Annotated in this window: 16 protein-coding genes; 8 read left to right on the top strand and 8 right to left on the bottom strand. The window is 45.4% G+C overall.

The genetic code is table 11. The features are described 5' to 3' along the window. Positions 1–3: 3 nt before the first annotated feature. From plsX to yceD, 3 genes are read right to left on the bottom strand one after another with little or no spacing between them, the layout of a single operon-like run. A complete protein-coding gene (gene plsX / locus EPB59_RS03380; RefSeq protein ID WP_154171554.1) occupies positions 4–1,029 on the bottom strand; it encodes a phosphate acyltransferase PlsX in 1,026 nt (341 codons plus the stop codon). A 9-nt stretch (positions 1,030–1,038) separates the two neighbouring features. Then, positions 1,039–1,209: a 50S ribosomal protein L32 gene (rpmF, locus tag EPB59_RS03375; RefSeq protein WP_000290732.1), complete on the bottom strand. Its 171-nt coding sequence runs from the start codon at positions 1,207–1,209 to the stop codon at positions 1,039–1,041. A 34-nt stretch (positions 1,210–1,243) separates the two neighbouring features. After that, positions 1,244–1,768, bottom strand: coding sequence for a 23S rRNA accumulation protein YceD (gene yceD / locus EPB59_RS03370; protein WP_001174444.1), 525 nt, complete (start codon positions 1,766–1,768; stop codon positions 1,244–1,246). Between the two features lie 147 nt (positions 1,769–1,915). Here yceD and EPB59_RS03365 point away from each other — a divergent pair, with 147 nt between their 5' ends. Beyond that, positions 1,916–2,497, top strand: coding sequence for a Maf family protein (locus EPB59_RS03365; RefSeq protein WP_154171553.1), 582 nt, complete (start codon positions 1,916–1,918; stop codon positions 2,495–2,497). Between the two features lie 50 nt (positions 2,498–2,547). On the opposite strand, the gene rluC is transcribed toward EPB59_RS03365, so the two are convergent. Next, positions 2,548–3,498, bottom strand: a complete 951-nt coding sequence (gene rluC / locus EPB59_RS03360; protein ID WP_154171552.1) for a 23S rRNA pseudouridine(955/2504/2580) synthase RluC — start codon at positions 3,496–3,498, stop codon at positions 2,548–2,550. Between the two features lie 612 nt (positions 3,499–4,110). On the opposite strand from rluC, the gene rne reads away from it, so the two are divergent. The 3 genes from rne (at position 4,111) to EPB59_RS03345 (ending at position 10,044) form a co-directional block, all read left to right on the top strand. Beyond that, positions 4,111–7,215 carry a ribonuclease E gene (gene rne / locus EPB59_RS03355; RefSeq protein ID WP_154171551.1) on the top strand — a complete coding sequence of 1,035 codons (3,105 nt, stop codon included), beginning with the start codon at positions 4,111–4,113 and terminating at the stop codon, positions 7,213–7,215. A 277-nt stretch (positions 7,216–7,492) separates the two neighbouring features. Continuing rightward, the gene (locus EPB59_RS03350; protein WP_154171550.1) at positions 7,493–9,052 is read left to right on the top strand and encodes a SulP family inorganic anion transporter; all 1,560 of its coding nucleotides are present in this window, start codon (positions 7,493–7,495) and stop codon (positions 9,050–9,052) included. Between the two features lie 116 nt (positions 9,053–9,168). Next, complete coding sequence (locus EPB59_RS03345; protein ID WP_055050978.1) at positions 9,169–10,044, top strand: DMT family transporter; 876 nt, start codon at positions 9,169–9,171, stop codon at positions 10,042–10,044. Positions 10,045–10,199: 155 nt separating this feature from the next. On the opposite strand, the gene adhE is transcribed toward EPB59_RS03345, so the two are convergent. After that, on the bottom strand, positions 10,200–12,884 hold the full coding sequence (gene adhE, locus EPB59_RS03340; RefSeq protein ID WP_055050977.1) for a bifunctional acetaldehyde-CoA/alcohol dehydrogenase: 2,685 nt from the start codon (positions 12,882–12,884) through the stop codon (positions 10,200–10,202). Positions 12,885–13,510: 626 nt separating this feature from the next. On the opposite strand from adhE, the gene EPB59_RS03335 reads away from it, so the two are divergent. Both EPB59_RS03335 and EPB59_RS03330 read left to right on the top strand, forming a co-directional pair. After that, complete coding sequence (locus EPB59_RS03335) at positions 13,511–14,149, top strand: YchE family NAAT transporter (protein ID WP_055027831.1); 639 nt, start codon at positions 13,511–13,513, stop codon at positions 14,147–14,149. Positions 14,150–14,200: 51 nt separating this feature from the next. After that, positions 14,201–15,067: an ion transporter gene (locus EPB59_RS03330; RefSeq protein ID WP_154171549.1), complete on the top strand. Its 867-nt coding sequence runs from the start codon at positions 14,201–14,203 to the stop codon at positions 15,065–15,067. An 80-nt stretch (positions 15,068–15,147) separates the two neighbouring features. On the opposite strand, the gene asd is transcribed toward EPB59_RS03330, so the two are convergent. Beyond that, positions 15,148–16,260, bottom strand: coding sequence for an aspartate-semialdehyde dehydrogenase (gene asd / locus EPB59_RS03325; RefSeq protein WP_154171548.1), 1,113 nt, complete (start codon positions 16,258–16,260; stop codon positions 15,148–15,150). A 424-nt stretch (positions 16,261–16,684) separates the two neighbouring features. Between asd and nhaC the strand changes: the two genes are divergently transcribed. Continuing rightward, positions 16,685–18,124 (top strand): Na+/H+ antiporter NhaC, encoded by a 1,440-nt coding sequence (gene nhaC, locus EPB59_RS03320; protein ID WP_154171547.1) that lies wholly within the window; start codon positions 16,685–16,687, stop codon positions 18,122–18,124. Between the two features lie 43 nt (positions 18,125–18,167). Here nhaC and EPB59_RS03315 read toward each other — a convergent pair whose 3' ends face one another. Both EPB59_RS03315 and yejK read right to left on the bottom strand, forming a co-directional pair. Beyond that, on the bottom strand, positions 18,168–19,364 hold the full coding sequence (locus EPB59_RS03315; protein ID WP_154171546.1) for an Hpt domain-containing protein: 1,197 nt from the start codon (positions 19,362–19,364) through the stop codon (positions 18,168–18,170). 151 nt (positions 19,365–19,515) lie between these two features. Beyond that, positions 19,516–20,517 carry a nucleoid-associated protein YejK gene (gene yejK, locus EPB59_RS03310; protein WP_055050972.1) on the bottom strand — a complete coding sequence of 334 codons (1,002 nt, stop codon included), beginning with the start codon at positions 20,515–20,517 and terminating at the stop codon, positions 19,516–19,518. 84 nt (positions 20,518–20,601) lie between these two features. Between yejK and EPB59_RS03305 the strand changes: the two genes are divergently transcribed. After that, complete coding sequence (locus EPB59_RS03305; protein ID WP_055050971.1) at positions 20,602–20,817, top strand: YejL family protein; 216 nt, start codon at positions 20,602–20,604, stop codon at positions 20,815–20,817.

The following is a 20,817-nucleotide window of genomic DNA, read 5'->3' as shown; positions in this document are numbered from 1 at the left end:
AGACTAATAATGCCTCTCGAGTAAAACCGCTTCCAAACGATCGCTTATACGGCTGGGTACTTGTCGTTTCACCTCATGTACCGCTTCTGAAATCGCATTCACGACCGCGGATACATCAGCACTTCCATGACTCTTAATGACAATGCCGCGCAATCCTAGCAAACTTGCGCCGTTATACTGGTCGGGGTTCAGGGTTTTTAATTCAGTAAAGAGCTCAGAAAACAGTTTTCTTGCTATCCAACCCTTTATGGATGAGCCTAAAAGCGATTTTTTTAACTTATCGATAAAGAGTTGCGCTGTTCCTTCACACGCTTTAAGGCACACATTCCCAACAAAGCCATCGCACACTATCACATCTGCTGCATCGGTTAACAGCTGATTACCCTCAATGTAACCAATGAAATTGATCGCTTGAGTTTGAGTCAGCATTTCCGCACAACGTTTCACCAGATCATTGCCTTTAATCTCCTCCGCACCGATGTTTAAAATCGCGACACGTGGAGCTTGTTGTAAATGCTGCTCAGCAAGAGCGGCGCCCATCACCGCAAATTGAAATAGAGAATCGGCATCGCTTGACACATTAGCACCTAAATCAAGCATCCAAGTTTTGCGGCCAGAAACGGTGGGCAGTGCAGAAACCAGCGCGGGACGGTCAATACCCGGTAGTAGTTTGAGACGAAAACGCGACAGTGCCATCAGTGCACCCGTATTTCCACCACTGACACACGCATCCGCTTGATTTTCAGCAACAAGATCAATCGCCATGCCCATAGAGCTGCCAGCACTGTGACGTAAAGCAAGCGAAGGTTTTTCGGAGTTAGAGATGACACGGTCACTGTGCACAATACTTAAACGCGTATTGGCTGAATAACCAAGAAGAGAGAGTTGTTGAGTAATCTGATGACGATCACCCACTAAGATCACTTTTAGCTCTGGGAAATGTGACAGTGCCTGCACGGCGGCAGGCACTGTAACGCGCGGACCGAAATCCCCGCCCATTGCATCAAGTGCAACGGTTAAATTTTGCAAAGGTCAACCTTACTTGTTGATAACCTTTTTACCACGGTAGTAACCTTCAGCGGTTACGTTGTGGCGCAGGTGAGTTTCACCTGAAGTTGCGTCTACAGATAGCGCTGCAGCTGTTAGCGCATCGTGTGAACGACGCATACCACGTCTTGAACGTGTTTTACGGTTTTGTTGTACGGCCATGGACCCTACTCCTATGTTAAGAATGCTTAGCGAATTACTTCTTCAAGCTTTTTAAAACATCGAATGGATTCGGCTTCTCTTCCAAAACTTCTTCTGGAAGTTCACCAAACACCAAATTGTCTGAATCAACGCTACAATCCGCTTCGTCATGCATCGCAACTTGAGGCAAATTTAAGATGAACTCGTCTTCAACTAACTGAACTAGGTCAACCTCACCAAACTCGTTTAGATCTACCAAATCATACTCGTCTGGGGCGTCTTCTTCACTTTTACGACCTAAATAAGGAGTATAAGTAAATTCAACTTCACACTCGTGTGCGAAAACCTCGTTACAGCGCTGACACTCTAAATCAACTTCGATGTTAGCTTTACCAGAGATAACAACCAGTTGCTGTTCATCAATCTCAAATGACAATGAAACTTCAGCGTCGCGTTTAACGCCTGCGACTGACTCCTCTAAGCGCTTGAACAAATTAACTTGGATGATGCCATCAAAGTCTAATCTTTTCTGAGCGGCTTTAGCCGGATCAACCGTTCGCGGTATTTTTACCTTTTGCATAGGGCGCGAATATTATCTTCCAAAACAGATTTAGTCAAAGAAAAAGGCAAAAAACTTGGTTTTTTTTCCCTTTCCACAGAGAGCATTATGAACAGCGCATTAGGATAAGTTATGCTGCTGCCAAACACGCGATGATTGTAAAGTAAAATGCAAAATTACCAACTAGTTTTAGCTTCCACTTCTCCATTTCGCCAACAAATTCTGGCGAAATTGAAGTTACCTTTTATCACCGCTAAGCCAGATTGCGACGAAACCCCGTTAATCGGCGAATCGCCAGAACATTTGGTGATGCGCTTAGCCGAAAACAAAGCGCGTAGCTGCTTTTTAGCAGAACCCAGTTTAGTGATTGGTTCCGATCAAGTCTGCATTATCGACAATGACATCATCGGCAAACCATTAACCGTAGAAAAAGCCGTTGAACAACTTTTACGCCAAAGTGGCAAGGCCATTACTTTTTATACGGGTTTAGCGCTTTTTAACAACCAAACTCAACAAACCCATGTCGTATGCGACACCTTCACTGTATATTTTCGAGTTTTATCAGAAGACATGGCACGACGTTATGTGGAAGCTGAACAACCACTTCATTGCGCGGGCAGTTTTAAAAGTGAAGGCTTAGGAATTGCGCTGTTTGAGCGATTGGAAGGCGACGACCCCAATTCTCTCATTGGTTTGCCGCTGATTAAGCTGATTCAACTGCTTGAACAAGAAGGCCTAAACGTCATCTGATTTTGTGCTTGATAAGCAAAAGGGCGAGATATCGCCCTTGTGAATCGTGATTACTGAACTTGACGCATTTTGGTCAGAGCCTGCTCAAGATACGCTTCGAGCGGTGCGTGAATCTCCATTTTCTCCTCACTGGCCGGATGAACAAATTGAATGTTCGCCGCATGCAAGAATAATCGTTCAATACCAAACTTTGCCGTGTAAGCATCAAACCTACGATCGCCATAGCGATCATCCCACGCTATCGGATGCCCCATGTATTGGGTGTGTACCCGAATTTGGTGAGTACGCCCAGTAACAGGACTCGCTTGTACTAAAGTAGCCTCAGCAAACTTTTCCAGAATACGGAATCGCGTTTCAGACGGTTTACCGTTTGGGTTGACTCGTACAATGCTGTTAACTTCATTTTTCAGCAGCGGTGCATTAACGACTTTGCACTCTGCATCCCAATCTCCCATCACTAGGGCGTAATAGTATTTTTGTACTGTTTTCTCGCGAAACTGAGCCTGTAAATGTCGCAGTGCTGAACGCTTTTTAGCGACCAGTAAAATGCCAGAGGTATCACGGTCAATACGATGTACTAATTCAAGAAAACGAGCTTGAGGTCGTAAAGCGCGCAGCGCCTCAATCGCCCCAAAGTGTAAACCACTCCCACCATGTACCGCTGTACCTGAGGGCTTATTTAGGATCAGCAGATGATCATCTTCATAAACGATACAGTGCTCCAACTCAGCTACTTTGTTGAGTTTAGTGCTGGGTGGAGCTGGCTCATTCTCTTTTACTTCAACCGTGACGGGTGGCACTCGCACCACATCGCCCGCTTCTAACTTATATTCAGCTTTCACGCGCTTTTTGTTCACGCGCACTTCACCCTTACGCAGAATTCGATAAACCACGCTTTTCGGAATTGTTTTTAATTGGTTGCGCAAAAAATTATCAATGCGCTGACCAGCCATGTCTTCATCAATGTCGATGAACTGGACTTGAGTTCTGATTTCGTTCATGCCGCTATTCTATCTGGAATATTGTTAAAGTCACATTTTCTTAGAAACCAAAAGACATTTTTCATGCATCCTAACCGCGATTTGTTGGCAAATTAACCCAGCTTACAGTAGGGCTGCTGTAGAATCTGAATACATCCTTGCCATGCAAAGCACTCTTCATTGTTATTATCTTTATTTAACAATAAGTTACCACCTTAACTTTTTGTAATCTCCCGCAAATAATTCGCGCTACATAGCAAAGCTGATTGCTGACGTTCACTGTCACTGCTATAGTTCACAGCTGCAAGAGCTGAACTGGTGGCATTTTGTTCTTTACCGTTCAATTTCTAGCAAAGTTAATGAGTAGTCAGTCGAAAAATTGAGTGCAGCACACGGCGTAAGACACACAGTTTGAGGCTTTTTGTTGCTCTACTCATCGTCTTTTCATGTTGAGTACCCACCGCCTTTATAGCGGATCACAGGCAATCGTATGCTTGTGAATACTGTTGTGCCCCAGAGCATCCCCTCCAGCCGGGAGGCTGTACCGAATAAGCCATGGGATCAGGCACCGTGAAAACGAAACACGGCAACAAAAAAAGAATCAAAACTATATTAAGAAAATGAGATTTCTAAATGAAAAGAATGTTAATTAACGCAACTCAAAAAGAAGAGTTGCGTGTCGCGTTGGTCGATGGCCAACGTCTGTTCGATCTGGATATTGAAAGTCCGGGGCACGAATCGAAAAAAGCAAATATCTATAAAGGCCGCATTACCCGTATTGAACCTAGTCTAGAAGCCGCATTCGTTGATTACGGCGCTGAAAGACACGGTTTCCTCCCTCTCAAAGAAATTGCTCGCGAATACTTCCCTGATGGTTATAGCTACCAAGGTCGTCCAAACATCAAAGATGTTTTGAACGAAGGCCAGGAAGTGATCGTGCAAATCGAAAAAGAGGAGCGCGGTAGTAAAGGGGCGGCACTCACCACTTTTATCTCTCTTGCAGGTAGCTACCTTGTTCTTATGCCTAACAACCCTCGTGCTGGTGGTATTTCTCGCCGTATCGAAGGTGATGAACGTACTGAACTAAAATCTGCACTCAGCTCACTTGAACTGCCACAAGGTATGGGTCTTATTGTCCGTACTGCAGGCGTAGGAAAAAGTGCCGAAGAGTTAGAGTGGGACTTAAACGTACTACTTAAACACTGGGGTGCCATCAAGCAAGCGTCTGATTCAAACCCTGCACCGTTCCTTATCCACCAAGAAAGTAACGTGATTGTTCGTGCGATCCGTGATTACTTGCGTCGTGATATCGGTGAAATTCTTATCGACAGCACCAGCATTTACGAACGTGCTCTCGAGCACATCCGTTTGGTACGCCCTGACTTCGTTAACCGTGTTAAGAAGTACGATGGCGAAGTGCCGCTGTTCAGCCATTTCCAAATCGAAAGCCAGATTGAATCGGCTTTCCAACGTGAAGTTCGTTTACCTTCTGGTGGCTCAATTGTGATTGACCCAACGGAAGCTCTTACTTCGATTGACATCAACTCAGCACGCGCAACCAAAGGTGGCGATATTGAAGAGACCGCTCTCAATACCAACCTAGAGGCTGCTGATGAGATCGCACGCCAACTTCGTCTGCGTGACTTAGGTGGCCTAGTCGTTATCGACTTTATCGATATGACACCAGTACGCCACCAACGTGAAGTCGAAAATCGCCTACGTGAAGCTGTTCGTGTTGACCGTGCTCGTGTTCAGATCGGTCGTATTTCACGCTTCGGTCTACTTGAGATGTCACGCCAACGCTTGAGCCCGTCTCTGGCAGAAGCTAGCCACCACATCTGTCCTCGTTGTACAGGAACTGGGGTGATTCGTGATAACGAATCTTTGGCACTGTCGGTTCTGCGCTTAATTGAAGAAGAAGCACTGAAAGACAACACCTCGCAAGTACTTGCGGTAGTACCAGTGTCTATTGCTTCTTATCTGTTAAACGAGAAACGTCGCTCAATCAATCACATTGAAAAGGCGCAACAAGTTCGTATCACCATCGTGCCGAATTCCGATATGGAAACGCCGCACTTTGAAGTGATCCGCGTGCGTGATGGTGAAGAACAGGACATCCTGTCTTACCTGATCCCGAAAAAGCTGGAAGCGATGAAAGAAGCAGAAGGCAAAGAAGTTTTAGATGTTGACCTGAAACCAAAACGTATTGAAGAGCCCGTACTGAAAGGCTTTGCAGCACCAGCAGAAGCTGTACCTGCTCCAGCACCTAAGCTAAAAGCTGAGCCACAGATCGTTACGGAAGTGGTGAAACCAACACAACCAGGCCTGTTTAGTCGTCTATTCAAAGCGATTGCCAACCTGTTCTCTTCAGCACCTGTTGCAGCACAAACTGAAACTCCGGTTGTACAAACGGGTGAACAAGAGAAACCTCGTCGTGAACGCAACGAACGTAACAATGATCGTCGTCGTAACCCTCGTGATAGAAACCGTCGTCGTGGCAATGAGGAAAATGGCGAACGTAATGAACGTAGCGATCGCAACGATAAAGAAGGCTCAAGCAATCAACGTAAGCCACAAGATCGTAAACCTAAGCAAGAGCGTGGTGAACGTACCGAGCGCAATGAACGCCCTGATTCGGATCGTACTGAGCGCCAAGATCGCCGTAACAAGCGTGATGAGAGCAAAACCGCTAAGCTATTAGAGCAAGGTCGTCAGTTGGCGGCAGAAGCTCAGCAACAAGACGTAAAAGCGGCAGAGCCAAAAGAAGAGAAAGCGGCTGTTGTGAAAGAGCGTCGTCAACGCCGTAAACTGACCAAGCAAATTCGCGTAAAAGACCAAGTTGCAGTTGAAGAGTTAGACCATCTGCAAACTGCTCCTATCAGCAATGAGTTTGAAGCGCCTGCATCTGTTAATCTGCCAGCAACAGAAGATTACGCAGATTCAGCTCAAGACGATAGCGAAGATGATCAGAAACAGCGTCGTAACCGCCGTTCTCCACGCCATCTACGCGCTAGTGGTCAGCGTCGTCGTCGTGGTCGTGACCGTCGTCCTAACCCGTTCCGTCTACGTAAAGGTGGTGTTGCCTCTCCTGAGATGGCGATGGGTAAAGTGATGCCTCGCTACGATTTAGCTCCGCGCCCACAATCACGCCATGAAACTACTGAAGTAGCTCAACATGTTACACATGTCACTCCATCTGCTGTGGTAGAAACTGGGGTTGTTGAAACTCCACGTACTTTAGGTGGCGTTGCTTTCCCTGAGATGGCAATGGGTAAAGTGATCGTTCGTCGTCAACCAGCTGCGATTGAACCTCAACGAATTGAGCAAGAGCCTGTGGTTGTGGCAGAGCTGAAGATGGAAACCATTGTCGAGTCTGTTGAAACACCAATGATTGAAACGCCTATCGTTGAAGTTGCGGCTCCTGCAGTGATTGAAGTTGTAGAAGCGCCAGCAGTACAGTCAGTGATTGAAGACAAAGTGGTTAGCGAGAAACCGGTTGAACCAATTAAAACAGTGAAGCCAATCAACGCAGACAACAAAAAGCTCACAGCGAAAGCGGTAATCAAGCAACCAGGCGCCTCGTCACCGATGACTAAAGCTTCTGGCTCACAAGAGATCCGTGAAGTGTTGATTAACGCAGCACCATTGCGCACAGAACGTTATCAAGCACGCGGTGCTGGTAGCCAAGCCGCGCGTAATCAAGCGAGCTCAGCAATGGCTAAGCCAAAAAGCGAGTAATGGTTTCATCACCGATAAAAAGGGCTGCTCATGCAGCCCTTTTCTATGCTACCCATTTTACTTTCAACCACGCCCCCTTATAAAAATAACCATCAGCGTTTGTTATAGCTAAGCTATCAACAATTGAGGATTGCACCTCATCGTTCAATTCTGTAGCATGCCCGGTTCAAAAATAATCCGCTTGATCATACGTTGATGTCATCACTTTAACGAAGCGGTTCGGTTCACTTCATGCTCATCACTCATGAGCAGCACAAATACGGAACACGGTTTGCCCATGTTTGAATTTCCTTCTTTCTCACAGCACTCAATAAAAAATGATGTGTTATCTGGATTGACGGTCGCACTGGCTCTGGTGCCAGAAGCGGTGGCTTTTGCTTTTGTCGCGGGGGTCGATCCTATGGTTGGCCTTTATGCAGCATTTATTGTTGGGCTGATTACCTCCATTTTTGGTGGTCGTCCCGGCATGATTTCTGGTGCTACAGGGGCTATGGCCGTTGTAATGATGAGCTTGGTTTCTAGTCATGGTGTGCAGTATTTATTTGCTGCGATTCTTCTCACTGGTTTACTTCAAGTCGCCGCGGGTTTATTTAAGCTCGGCAAGTTTATTCGCATGGTGCCGCATCCAGTGATGATTGGTTTTGTGAATGGACTTGCGATTGTGATTTTTCTTGCTCAACTTGGCCAATTCAAAGCACCTGACCTCAATGGCGTACTGACTTGGTTACCACAAGATCAATTGTTTTTGATGTTGGCCTTAGTTGCTTTAACCATGGCGATCATCCATTTCCTACCTAAATTAACAACGGCTGTCCCCTCTTCTTTAGCAGCCATTGTTACCGTCACTTTGCTGGTTCAAGGTTTAGGCTTAGAAACCCGAACTGTCGTGGATTTCCTGCGCGCGATGTCGGGTAACGATGCGGCAACTCTCGCAGGTACTCTGCCCTCTTTCGCAATCCCTGCGGTACCGATGACTTGGGAAACTTTACAGATCATTTTTCCTTATGCCTTGATTCTGGCTGCAATTGGCTTAATTGAATCACTGTTAACACTGACCGTTTTGGATGAAATGACAGGCACTCGTGGTCAATCCAACCGTGAATGCGTAGGACAAGGTTTCGCTAACATCACTTGCTCCATGTTTGGGGCGATGGGTGGTTGCGCCATGATTGGTCAGTCGATGATCAACGTCAATTCTGGAGGTCGAGGACGACTATCGGGCATTGTGGCTGCGGTTCTCTTGCTTTGCTTTATCCTTTTCACCTCCTCTTTAATTGAGATGATCCCGCTTGCGGCTTTAGTCGGGGTGATGTTTATGGTGGTAATTGGTACCTTTGAATGGGCCACTTTTAAGTTAGCTCGCCGAGTCCCCAAACAAGATTTCTTTGTCATTGTGCTGGTGACTGTGGTTACCGTGTTTACCGACCTGGCGATTGCTGTTGCAGTCGGTGTGATTGCCTCAGCCTTGATGTTTGCTTGGGAACATGCCAAACATATTTACGCCGCTAGCCATATCAATGCCGACGGACACAAAGAGTATCAAATTCATGGGCCGATTTTTTTTGGCTCCGCCGCTAATTTCCTTGAACTGTTTGATGCACACAATGACCCTAAAGAAGTAATTGTCGATTTCGCTCGCTCGCGCGTTGCCGATCATTCAGCGATTGATGCGATTGAAACCTTAGCCGAGCGTTACGCCGCCGTAGGTAAAACGTTGCATCTACGCCATCTCAGCCAAGATTGCCGCGCTCTACTGCACAAAGCAGGCAGCTTGGTTGAAATCAACCTTAAAGAAGATCCTACATACAAAGTGGCTAGCGATGTTTTAGCTGGATAGCTTCACCAAGGCAGCCTTGCGCTGCCTTGCCCCCCTTTCAAATCACTAATGATTTATCTTGCTGATAATTTAGCCTTTCTCTAGCATAAGGCTTCTGCTGTTTTCAGGAGCTTGTTATGACATGGATTTTTCTCACGCTGTTCGCGGCTTTTATGCAGTCTTGGCGCAACGCTTTTCAAAGTCGTCTATCTAGCGAGGTTTCTACGGTAGGCGTTACCCTCGCCCGCTTTCTCTGGGCTAGCCCACTTGCCGCCGTATATCTGATAATGCTCTATCAGTGGCAACCTGCCGCACTACCCACCTTTTCTACTGCATTTTGTGGCTATATTGTGGGCGCTTCATTCATGCAAATCCTTGCTACAGCCTTAATGGTAAAGCTCTTCAAATACAATAATTACGCTGTCGGGGCGGGTCTGGCCAAAAGTGAAGCGCTAGTCGCCGCGATCTTAGGTATGCTCTTTTTCGGCACTCAACTCACAATATTAGGCTGGGTTGGGGTTCTAATTGGTGGTGTCGGGGTGTTTATGCTGAGTAGCCATGGAGGCTTACGGCAACTTTCACTGCCTACAGTTATGCTCGGGTTAGGCAGTGGCAGTGCTTTTGCTCTAACGTCACTTTGGGTTCGTGAAGCCAGTATTACCTCTCAACTACCCTTTCCCTATAGTGCTGCTTGGGTGCTACTTTTCGTTATCACCCTGCAAACCCTTTGCTTGGTCGGCTACCTATTTATTCAAGATCGCCCAACTTTATGGCAACTTTGGCAGCGACCAAAACTGGTTATTCTCACGAGTGCAAGTAGCTGTTTAGGATCGATTGGCTGGTTTGGTGCGATGTCTTTGCAGGCGGTGCCTTATGTTAAAACACTCGGTCAGGTAGAAATCTTTTTTACTATGTTGATCTCTGTATTTTGGCTGCAGCAGAAAGTACGAATTAAAGATGGCTTGGGACTCATTCTGGTCGCACTTGCGGCCATTCTGGTGATGTGGACTTAGCTCAAGCTGCAAGCTGAAATTTTTACTTTCTCTTCGATGTAACCTGAATACACGCCGCTTTAAAATCACTTCCCTAAACTTATGGCATAAAAAAACCCTCCTTGCGGAGGGTTTGTATTTCCCGATTTGTTTCGTGCTAGCGAAAACCAATCACATTACTTTTTCGCTTTTGGTGCTTTCGCCGCTTCTTGATCTGCTTTCTTTACGATAACAGTCGTGCCTTCGAAAGTTTGACCTTCTACGAATGGTTTACCGTAGTAAGAAGCCAACAGGACTTCTTTCAGCTCAGCAATCAGTGGGTAACGTGGGTTTGCACCAGTACATTGGTCATCAAACGCTTCAACCGCTAGCGCATCAACTTTCGCTAGGAAGTCAGCTTCATTTACACCCGCAGATTGGATAGACATTGGGATGTCTAAGTTCACTTTCAGCTCATCCAACCAAGTTAACAGACGCTCAATCTTCTGTGCAGTACGGTCGCCAGCTTGGCTCAGGCCTAGGTGGTCAGCAACTTCTGCGTAACGACGACGTGCTTGTGGACGGTCGTATTGAGAGAATGCAGTTTGTTTGGTTGGATTGTCGTTCGCGTTGTAACGTACCACGTTAGCAATCAGCAGAGCGTTCGCCAGACCGTGTGGTAGGTGGAACTCAGCACCGATCTTGTGCGCCATTGAGTGACATACACCCAAGAACGCGTTCGCGAATGCGATACCAGCGATAGTCGCTGCGTTGTGTACTTTCTCACGAGCGATTGGATCTTTTGCACCATTCGCGTAGCTAGAAGGTAGGTATTCTTTCAGCATCTTCAATGCTTGCAGAGCTTGACCGTCTGAGTATTCGTTCGCAAGAACAGATACGTAAGCTTCTAGTGCGTGAGTTACCGCATCGTAACCACCGAAGGCAGTTAGAGACTTAGGCATATTCATCACTAAGTTCGCATCTACGATCGCCATTTGAGGAGTCAGTTCGTAGTCTGCCAGTGGGTACTTAGCGCCAGTCTTGTCGTCTGTCACAACCGCAAATGGAGTCACTTCTGAACCCGTACCTGAAGTGGTAGTGATACACACAAGCTCCGCTTTTTTACCCATTTTAGGGAACTTGTAGATACGTTTACGGATGTCCATAAAGCGCATGGCCAGTTCTGCAAAGTGAGTTTCTGGGTGCTCGTACATTACCCACATGATCTTCGCCGCATCCATTGGTGAACCACCACCTAGAGCGAGAATTACATCTGGTTGGAAGCTTTGCATTGCTGCAGCACCTTTCTCTACTACAGACAGCGTTGGATCCGCTTCTACTTCGAAGAATGTCTGAACTTCCATTCCTTGCGCTTTCAGCAGAGCAACCACATCGTCTGCATAACCGTTGTTGAATAGGAAACGGTCAGTAACTAGGAATGCGCGTTTTTTACCTTCTAGGTCGCTAAGAGCGATTGGAAGGCTACCACGGCGGAAGTAGATAGACTTAGGTAGTTTGTGCCACAACATGTTTTCAGCTCGCTTCGCAACAGTTTTCTTGTTGATTAGGTGCTTAGGACCTACGTTCTCAGAGATTGAGTTACCACCCCAAGAACCACAACCCAGAGTCAGAGACGGTGCAACGTTGAAGTTGTACAGGTCACCGATACCACCGTGAGTGGTTGGGATGTTGACAAGAATACGGGCAGTTTTCAGTTTGTCACCGAAGTAACGGATACGATCTGCGTTAACGTCTTGGTTGGTGTACAGACCTGAGGTGTGACCGATACCGCCGATCTCTACCATGGTTACTGCTTGTGCAACCGCGTCTTCGAAGTTGTCGGCACGGAACAGACCGAGTGTTGGAGACAGTTTTTCATGAGCGAATTCGTCATCATAAGAGACTTTGCCCAGACCTTCACCCACCAGCACTTTAGTGTCTGCAGGTACTTTTACGCCTGCCATTTCAGCGATAGCGGCAGCAGGTTGACCTACGATTTTCGCGTTCAGCGCGCCATCAATCAGCAGCACTTTACGCACTTTGTCTGCATCAGCCTTGCTCAGTACGTGCGCTTTGTGTGTTGCGAAACGCTCTTTCACTTCGTCGTAAACTTCGCTCACTACGATAGCCGCTTGTTCAGAAGCACACACTACACCGTTATCGAAAGTTTTAGACATTAGGATAGAAGCAACAGCACGTTTGATGTCAGCAGTTTCATCGATAACAACAGGAACGTTACCTGCACCTACACCGATTGCTGGTTTACCAGAAGAGTAAGCTGCTTTCACCATGCCTGGACCACCAGTTGCAAGGATCAGTGCGATACCATCGTGTTTCATCAGAGCATTTGATAGCTCAACTGAAGGTTGGTCAATCCAACCGATGATGTCTTTTGGAGCACCCGCTGCGATTGCTGCATCCAGAACCAATTTCGCTGCTGCGTTGGTTGAGTTTTTCGCACGTGGATGTGGAGAGAAGATGATACCGTTACGAGTCTTCAGAGAGATCAGAGATTTGAAGATAGCAGTTGAGGTTGGGTTAGTGGTTGGGACGATACCACAGATGATACCTACAGGCTCAGCGATGGTCATAGTACCTAGGTTATCATCTTCTTCGAGGATGCCACAGGTTTTTTCGTCTTTGTACTTGTTGTAGATAAACTCAGAAGCAAAGTGGTTTTTGATTACTTTATCTTCAACAATACCCATACCTGATTCTTCGACCGCCATTTGAGCCAGCGGGATACGCGCTTGGTTTGCTGCTAGAGAAGCTGCACGGAAGATTTTGTCTACTTGTTCTTGAGAGAAAGTAGCAAATTCAGCTTGTGCTGCTTTAACGCGAGCAACCAGAGCATCAAGTTCAGCCAGATTAGTAACAGGCATAATGAATCTCCTAAAATAAAAAAATATTAAAAACTCTTTAGTAAGTGTGCTGCAGTCAGTTTTTACCTTTACTCAAAGACTTAACTTACGACCGACTTAGTAAATTGCTTTCACGGCTGAGTATAATATTTCAGACTGTGAAAAAAATTGACTCAGATCAGTTATGAAAAATTAATTACCCAAGAAGTGGTAATCTCCAGCATCGATACAATCTAACAATATGAATTAAAAGAAATTAAACCAAAAATTACCGCTGATTAAAAAAGCCTCACTTAAATTTTAAAAACTAAAAAAACTACAATACCTTGTAAAAAAGTTTCATTTTTACACATCAAAGGCACGTTGCGGAGGCTCTTAACGTGCTACTGAGAGTATATCGGTTATGTCTATGGTCACCAGATCTTGGCCAAGTTTTTACAAAAAATGTGCGAATGTTAACAAGCAAAAGAACCAGAGAACAAACTTGACACAAGAATGACACTGAATCTTTTCACTCTTATGCATCAATTAGTTTTTCTCACACAATAATTCGTGGCGACCCAATTTTTTTCATTCGTGATTCTGCTATCTTTCGCTTACATTACGCACGCTTCTTTATCTCTCTGCGATGGTTACGAGACTTCATCATGCAAAGCTTTGAAATTGCCATTTTTCTTCAATTTTTCCTCGGCTTAGTCGCTGCGGTAAACCCTGTGGGCATTATGCCTGTGTTTGTCTCTCTGACCGGTCATATGACGCTGGAAGAGAAAAACAAAACCGCTGCAACCGCTAATATTGCTGTTGCCATCATTCTGATCATTGCGTTACTGGCTGGACAAATGATGCTCGATTTGTTCAGCATCTCTCTAGATTCATTTCGCGTTGCCGGCGGTTTACTGCTGCTTAGCATCGCCTTTTCGATGATGAGCGGTAAGCTTGGTGAAGATAAACAGAACAAACAAGAGAAATCGGAATACATTAGCCGTGAACAAATTGCGGTTGTTCCTTTAGCAATGCCACTCATGGCGGGGCCTGGTGCGATTAGCTCGACGATTGTCTATGGTTCGCGTTACCCAAATATGCTCGATACTTTCGGGATTGTGTTGACGATTGTGGCATTCAGCTTTTGTTCATGGTTGCTGTTCCGTTCTGCTCCATATATTGTCAGATTGCTTGGACAGACTGGGATCAACGTGATCACGCGTATCATGGGGCTTATCTTGGGAGCATTGGGGATTGAGTTTATAGCAAATGGCTTAAGAAGCCTCTTCCCCGGATTAGCCTAACGCGGACAACGTCGCTATGATATTGCGATGTACCTTTAACATCGCAATATCATGCCCAATCAAGCACATTTAAAACATCGTCTTTATGTGATCATCTTCGGCACGCACACCCCTGCTGGTAAGCTATTTGATCTCTGCCTAATCAGCGCCATTCTCTCTTCACTTGTATTACTGGTGTTAGAATCACTCCCCTCGATGAGTGAGTGGCAATCTTCACTGCGTATCGCGGAATATCTGTTCACTGCCTTATTTACCCTTGAATACGCTTTAAGACTCTACTGCTCACCTAAACCCAGTGCTTACGCGCGCAGTTTTTACGGGATCGTAGATCTACTGGCAATTCTGCCTACCTATCTGAGCTTTATCTTCCCTGCGGCAAGTATTATGGGAGTGGTTCGTTTATTGCGGATCATGCGCATTTTCCGAATTCTCAAACTTGTACGTTATCTACAAGATTCGAACCTTCTACTGCGTTCTTTACTGGCTGCCAGACGAAAGATTTTTATCTTTTTCAGTACCGTGGCCATATTAGTAACGATTTTTGGCGCATTGATTTACGTGATTGAAGGTCCCCAAAACGGCTTTACTAGTATCCCAACCAGTATTTATTGGGCAATTGTGACCATCACCACGGTTGGCTATGGGGATTTAGTACCGAAAACCCCTTTAGGACAGACTATTGCGTCCATGACCATGCTATTGGGTTATTCGATTCTTGCGGTTCCAACCGGGATTATCACCGCAGAACTGAATAATGAGATGCACAATCACCGAACCTTAGTGAAATGCCCCAATTGCGCCCTATCTGGCCATGAGTCTGATGCTCTATTTTGTAAACATTGTGGCAGCGAGTTGGCCGATCCAGATAAACGGGTGGTTCCGGTTAAAGCACCTTATATTAATAGTGATCTGCGGTAAGGGAATATCGAGCTGAAAAAGAAAGCGCCAAACGGCGCTTTCTTTTTTAATGCAGGTAACCAACTTGGAATTAATGCGAATTACTTCTCAGCCAAGATGATACGCAGAGTACGGCGCAGTGGTTCAGCCGCCCCCCACAGTAATTGATCACCAACCGTGAACGCATTGAGGAAATCATCCCCCATTGCCATCTTACGTAAGCGGCCAACAGGAACCGACAAGGTTCCTGTCACTTTCGCAGGAGTTAGTTCACGTGCAGTAATATCACGCTCATTCGGGATCACTTTCACCCAATCATTATGAGTCGCAATCATTTCTTCGATTTCATCGAGCGGAATATTCTGTTTCAGCTTGATGGTCAGAGCTTGAGAGTGGCAACGCATTGCACCGATACGAACACAAGTACCATCAATTGGTACTGGCGAATGTTGCAAACCAAGAATTTTGTTGGCTTCAACCCCCGCTTTCCATTCTTCTTTACTTTGGCCATTATCACGCTTCACATCAATCCAAGGGATCAATGAACCCGCCAAAGGCACGCCAAAGTTGTCGGTTGGGAAAGAAGCGGAACGCATAGTTTCTGCCACTTTCTTATCAATATCCAGAATAGAGCTTGCAGGGTTCGCCAACTCAGAACTCACCGCATCGTTAATTACGCCCATTTGCGAAATTAACTCACGCATATTCTGTGCACCAGCTCCTGACGCAGCTTGGTATGTCATAGCGCTCATCCACTCAACCAAGCCACGTTCGTACAAACCACCCAGAGCCATCAACATCAAACTCACGGTACAGTTACCGCCAACGAAAGTTTTGGTGCCGTGGTGAATGCCATGCAGAATTTGTTTTAGGTTTACCGGATCCAGTGTGATGATGGCGTCTTTATCCATACGCAAAGTTGAAGCGGCATCAATCCAGTACCCTTTCCAACCCGCTTGACGTAGTGCTGGGTACACTTTTTCGGTATAGCTACCACCTTGACAGGTGATCACTGCATCTAACTGTTTTAGGCTATCAATATCAAATGCATCCTGTAGCACCCCCGCTTCTTTACCAAAATTCGGGGCAGGAACGCCAATTTGCGATGTACTGAAGAAAACCGGTTCAATCAGATCAAAATCGCGTTCTTCTACCATGCGTTGCATGAGGACAGAACCGACCATGCCACGCCAACCTACTAAACCTACTCTCATTTCACATACTCTCCGTGTAGATCCAATGTTAAATCACTGGCTCCATCTATAAGTGGTTCAGCCTTAAATCTCAAGCCTTTCTTATCAAATCACACAACTTTTTCTTATCGTTCTGACCAAGTGATCGCGGTTTTTGCGGCAAGCTCCTTAAAACTCTCATTTTTTAACCAAGTTAGAGCATTGACGTCAGTTTTTTACCAAAAAACTTATTTCTTGTTACACAATAAACCCACATTACAAAAGATTTGATTTCATTAACAACTCAAAAATTAAACAGCAAATACTACAAATTAACCACTTGAACGATATAAATCACAACAAACAGCTTTAATGTCGATATATTATTTTAACTACGGTAAAGTGCACTCCGACTCAATAAGGATATCCTGACTCCTTACTAACGATTGGATAAGAGGCTCTTAGTATGTTACAAGCCCAACAACGCCTGCCAAGTTTGACTCAAGTGATCGTCTCACTTGGCCTATTTTTGCTGTTAGCGTTTTCATTTACTGCACAACTGGATTTACCTATTCAGCTTGCTCTGTACATCGGCTGGTTCGTGATTATTACTCTTGGTATTCGCCTAGGGCATAAATACAAAGATTTAGAAACCGCAGCCCTCAATGGCATCTCAAATGGCCTAGGTGCGGTTTTAATTCTCTTGGCCGTTGGTGCTTTAGTCGGAACCTGGATTTCAGGTGGCATTGTACCGACCATCATCTATTACGGCCTAAAAGCAATTCACCCCTCTATCTTTTTATTAGCCACTATGGTGATTTGCTCGCTAACCGCTTTAGCAACAGGCACTTCATGGGGAGCCGCAGGAACTGCTGGTATTGCTATGATGGGGATTGGCCAAGGCCTTGGTATTCCAGCCCCAATTACTGCGGGTGCTGTGCTTTCTGGTTGCTACTTCGGTGATAAGATGTCACCACTTTCAGATTCGGTTATTCTGGCATCTTCGATGTCAAACGTTGAAGTGATGGAACACATCAAAGGGATGCTACCTATTGCTCTGATCAGCTATGTCATTACAGGAATTCTGTTTACTCTGTTTGGCTTCCACTACGCGGGTAACGTTGATATGTCTCAAGTTGAGACTGTGATTACCGCGATGGAACAGCAATTTTATATCACCCCATACTCTTTTGTTCCTGTACTCATCGTGCTCGGCCTACTCGCCATGCGTATGCCTTCTTTTCCTGTGATCAGTTTTGGCTCATTACTAGGCATTATTTGGGCGGTGATGATTCAAGATGTGGATTTCCTGCAAGCCTTTAACACCGCATGGGCACCTTACAATATTGAATCTGGCGTGAGCTTCATTGATGCAATTTTGAATCGTGGGGGTATGTCATCCATGCTCGGTTCAGTTGCCGTGATCGTGTTCGGTCTTGGGTTTGGGGGGCTGCTTGATAAAGTCGGCGTGTTAGAAACCATCGCAAAACTGTTTGAACGCCGCGTGACTAGCCCAGGTTCGCTAGCGACGAGCACCATTGGTACGGCCTTTATGGGTAACGTGTTTGGTTCCGCAATGTATGTATCGCTGATCCTTACTCCAAAAATCTGTGCTAAAAACTATGACCGTTTAGGCTATCAACGCAAAAACCTATCTCGGAACGCAGAGTTTGGTGGCACGTTGACTTCTGGCATGGTGCCTTGGAGTGATAACGGAATTTATATGGCGAGCATTCTCGGGGTCGCAACGCTTTCTTACGCGCCATTCATGTGGCTGAGCTTTGTCTGCATTATCGTTACCATCGTAACCTCTTACTGCGGATGGTTTGTTGATAAATGCGAACCAACTGCTTGCGCAAGCCTTGTTGACGAAACCGAAAACCCAGAGGTTCCTGTTTCTGCATAAGAATCTAAAAAAAATTTGAAGAGCGCGACGGCGCTCTTTTTATTTATAACGACGAGTAAGACTCTAAATGTAAGCGAGCCATATGCCATTCCACTTCACGAACGGTTTTTGCCAAGTATGAGGATAAGTTATCCAACACTTGCTCGCTCGGCATTTTCCCCGCTTGTAGCGCCCCTTCAATCTCTGCCGCCGCGTTCTTTAACCTTTCTGCTCCTAGGCTTGCCGCTGCGCTTTTCAAACTATGACTCACACGTTGAGCCATTTGAGCATCACTCACTATATGTGCGCGAATTCTTTCATCATCTTGCTTATGATCTTCCAAGAAAACATTCAGCAGCTGATGAACTGATTTTATATTGCCATTTAATGCTTGTTTTAATTGTTCGATGTTCACTTGGCTGCTTGCCCCGCCTATCGAACTACACTCTTGCTCTTCATGAGTTCGAGTGGGTAAAACAGAAAAGGAGCGGCAAGATAACAGCAGCATAAAGCTCAACATGGCTAATACAGTCCCAAACACCAGAATAATCATCATGCTCCACAATTGATGGTGGTACTCTTCTTCAAGCAAGCTCGCCTCTTCGTAGACAGCATGATTTAGCAGTTTATTGGCAATATTATCGCCTTCTGCATATTGCGTAAGGAGTTTGGAAACGTATGCCAAGGCGATCTGTAGATGCTCCTGCTCTTCGTTAGGTAAGCTAAGTGAATTTTTTAAGAGGCGATCTAAGCTACGATAGATGTCTGGATTAGTCCGATGATCCGCAAACAAAGCCTCAAAACTCAATGCTCCGAGCTGGAAATATTCTGCTAATCGCGCATCATTCTGCTGAACCCTTTGTCGGTTTTGCCGCAACAACTCAGCTAACTCTGTAGGGTGTAGCTCTATATTCAAAAAGGCTCTTGCTTGTTCAATAAATCGATCGGTTTGATACAACAGTTGCTGCACATCACCGGCAAACCAAACATGGGATTGCTCCGCTTCAATTTGCATACGTAATGCGAGCAGCAAGGAAAGTTCAAGCTCCAAATCTGGAGCTTGGTTCGCTCGATAAGGCTGTGAGAAATAGAGCGTATCGCGAAAGTGCATCAAGCGATTAGTTAACTCATCAAGGCTGCGTGAAGATGAGGAGATCTGATGAAATTGCCACAACATCAAGCCTGCTACGATCCCCCATACAACAAAAATCGTCATCACAGCGTTATTTCTCAACCGCTTATTCGATAAGATTTTTTCCATGCCAATGATCCTAGTAAAAACCTAAGATCAAGCATATACGCAATTTTTAAGCTTGATGGGCAATGCGGTGATTTGCTTAAAAAAAAGAGAGCATGATCGCTCTCTTTATCAAAGTGAATGGCCTTTAGCTGGCGATATTTAATGCTGCTGATTAACGTAAGCGAGTCAATTGATCACGTAAATTCGGTGGCGTTCCTTTAATCGTCAGCGTATCGGTTTCTGGGTCATAAAACACACGCTCTCCCAGCAACAAGCTGTCAAAACTTAAGTTCAAACCACCACCGGCACCCACATATTTCGTCAGTTTACGTACGGTAGATCGATCAGCAGGAAAACTCTCTTCCAGCTCGTAGCCTTGCTCACGCGTAAAATCGAAAAAGTTGACGCCTTCATTGCTTGGTGGCAATTCCCCAGACAGCTCTTGCACTTTTACTTCATCGCCCGATTTAATCTGATCATTGCAGTATTCGTATACTTGCTTTTTGTAACTGATCACTTCATCTTTTTCGAACTTAGCATCAGCACAAAAGTCTTCCACCGCCTGCATAAGCACTTGATTTTGCTGCTTAGTATCAAGGCCAATATCCGCCTGCAGGAAATCAAGGAAAAAATCGGCTACTTTACGTCCTACTCGACCTTTGATGTAACTCAAATAGCGTTTGGACTCTTTGTCTGTTTCATAACTAGAAAGATCAATACGTGCCACGATATCCATTTTGTTGATATCCAAATAATCCGTGGCGCTGATGTCTAGCCCCTCAGTGACTTTGAGACTTTGGTTGAGTGGCAGCAAGCCAATAAACAGGTAATCGGTCGCCAACGATTGATATTCCGCCATCACCAAAATTCCCTCATCGGCAAAAGGGTATTTTGCGAGTTCATTCTTTAAACGCTGAGCACTTTGTTGTGAAAAATCGTAGAAAGGCAACTCTCCACGACGCATCTCTTGCAACCAAAGCTGGAATTCACTGTCTGACTTAAAACAACCGAAGCCTTTACCCGCTTTTGCATTAAAAACACGATGTAACTCAGCGACTAAGTTTTCAGTTGACGTATCATTGCGAAGAGATTCTGCGCGATAGTTTACGACCAACTCATCATTATCATTTTTACGGAGTTGGTGCAAAATCACGTTAGAAAGGAATAGGCTCATAGTGAAATAATCATCGTTCTGGTTTCAGTTGTTAGGCATAGTAGGGTATCATAAGCCGCTTTTACTATCATCATCAGAGTCAATATGCCTATTACATCGAAATACAGTGACGAACACGTTGAATCCATTCTGACTGAAATTGCTGCGGTACTAAACAAACACAATGCCTCACCAGAGCTGACCTTAATGCTCGTGGGTAATATCGCAACGAACGTGCTCAATCAAAACGTTGCAGCTTCACAACGTAAAGTGATTGCAGAAAAATTCGCACAAGCGTTAGTGTCATCTTTGCAAAGCTAA

The organism is Vibrio metoecus, from assembly GCF_009665255.1.
Classification (GTDB): domain Bacteria; phylum Pseudomonadota; class Gammaproteobacteria; order Enterobacterales; family Vibrionaceae; genus Vibrio; species Vibrio metoecus_B.
Note: the sequence above shows the minus strand (reverse complement) of the source record. Positions and strands in the feature narration are given on the sequence as shown.

Coding starts and splice junctions, on each gene's coding strand:
- rpmF (WP_000290732.1), bottom strand. CDS start 1,209: ATGGCCGTACAACAAAACCGTAAAACACGTTCAAGACGTGGTATGCGT.
- yceD (WP_001174444.1), bottom strand. CDS start 1,768: ATGCAAAAGGTAAAAATACCGCGAACGGTTGATCCGGCTAAAGCCGCT.
- EPB59_RS03365 (WP_154171553.1), top strand. CDS start 1,916: ATGCAAAATTACCAACTAGTTTTAGCTTCCACTTCTCCATTTCGCCAA.
- rluC (WP_154171552.1), bottom strand. CDS start 3,498: ATGAACGAAATCAGAACTCAAGTCCAGTTCATCGACATTGATGAAGAC.
- rne (WP_154171551.1), top strand. CDS start 4,111: ATGAAAAGAATGTTAATTAACGCAACTCAAAAAGAAGAGTTGCGTGTC.
- EPB59_RS03350 (WP_154171550.1), top strand. CDS start 7,493: ATGTTTGAATTTCCTTCTTTCTCACAGCACTCAATAAAAAATGATGTG.
- EPB59_RS03345 (WP_055050978.1), top strand. CDS start 9,169: ATGACATGGATTTTTCTCACGCTGTTCGCGGCTTTTATGCAGTCTTGG.
- adhE (WP_055050977.1), bottom strand. CDS start 12,884: ATGCCTGTTACTAATCTGGCTGAACTTGATGCTCTGGTTGCTCGCGTT.
- EPB59_RS03335 (WP_055027831.1), top strand. CDS start 13,511: ATGCAAAGCTTTGAAATTGCCATTTTTCTTCAATTTTTCCTCGGCTTA.
- EPB59_RS03330 (WP_154171549.1), top strand. CDS start 14,201: ATGCCCAATCAAGCACATTTAAAACATCGTCTTTATGTGATCATCTTC.
- asd (WP_154171548.1), bottom strand. CDS start 16,260: ATGAGAGTAGGTTTAGTAGGTTGGCGTGGCATGGTCGGTTCTGTCCTC.
- nhaC (WP_154171547.1), top strand. CDS start 16,685: ATGTTACAAGCCCAACAACGCCTGCCAAGTTTGACTCAAGTGATCGTC.
- EPB59_RS03315 (WP_154171546.1), bottom strand. CDS start 19,364: ATGGAAAAAATCTTATCGAATAAGCGGTTGAGAAATAACGCTGTGATG.
- yejK (WP_055050972.1), bottom strand. CDS start 20,517: ATGAGCCTATTCCTTTCTAACGTGATTTTGCACCAACTCCGTAAAAAT.
- EPB59_RS03305 (WP_055050971.1), top strand. CDS start 20,602: ATGCCTATTACATCGAAATACAGTGACGAACACGTTGAATCCATTCTG.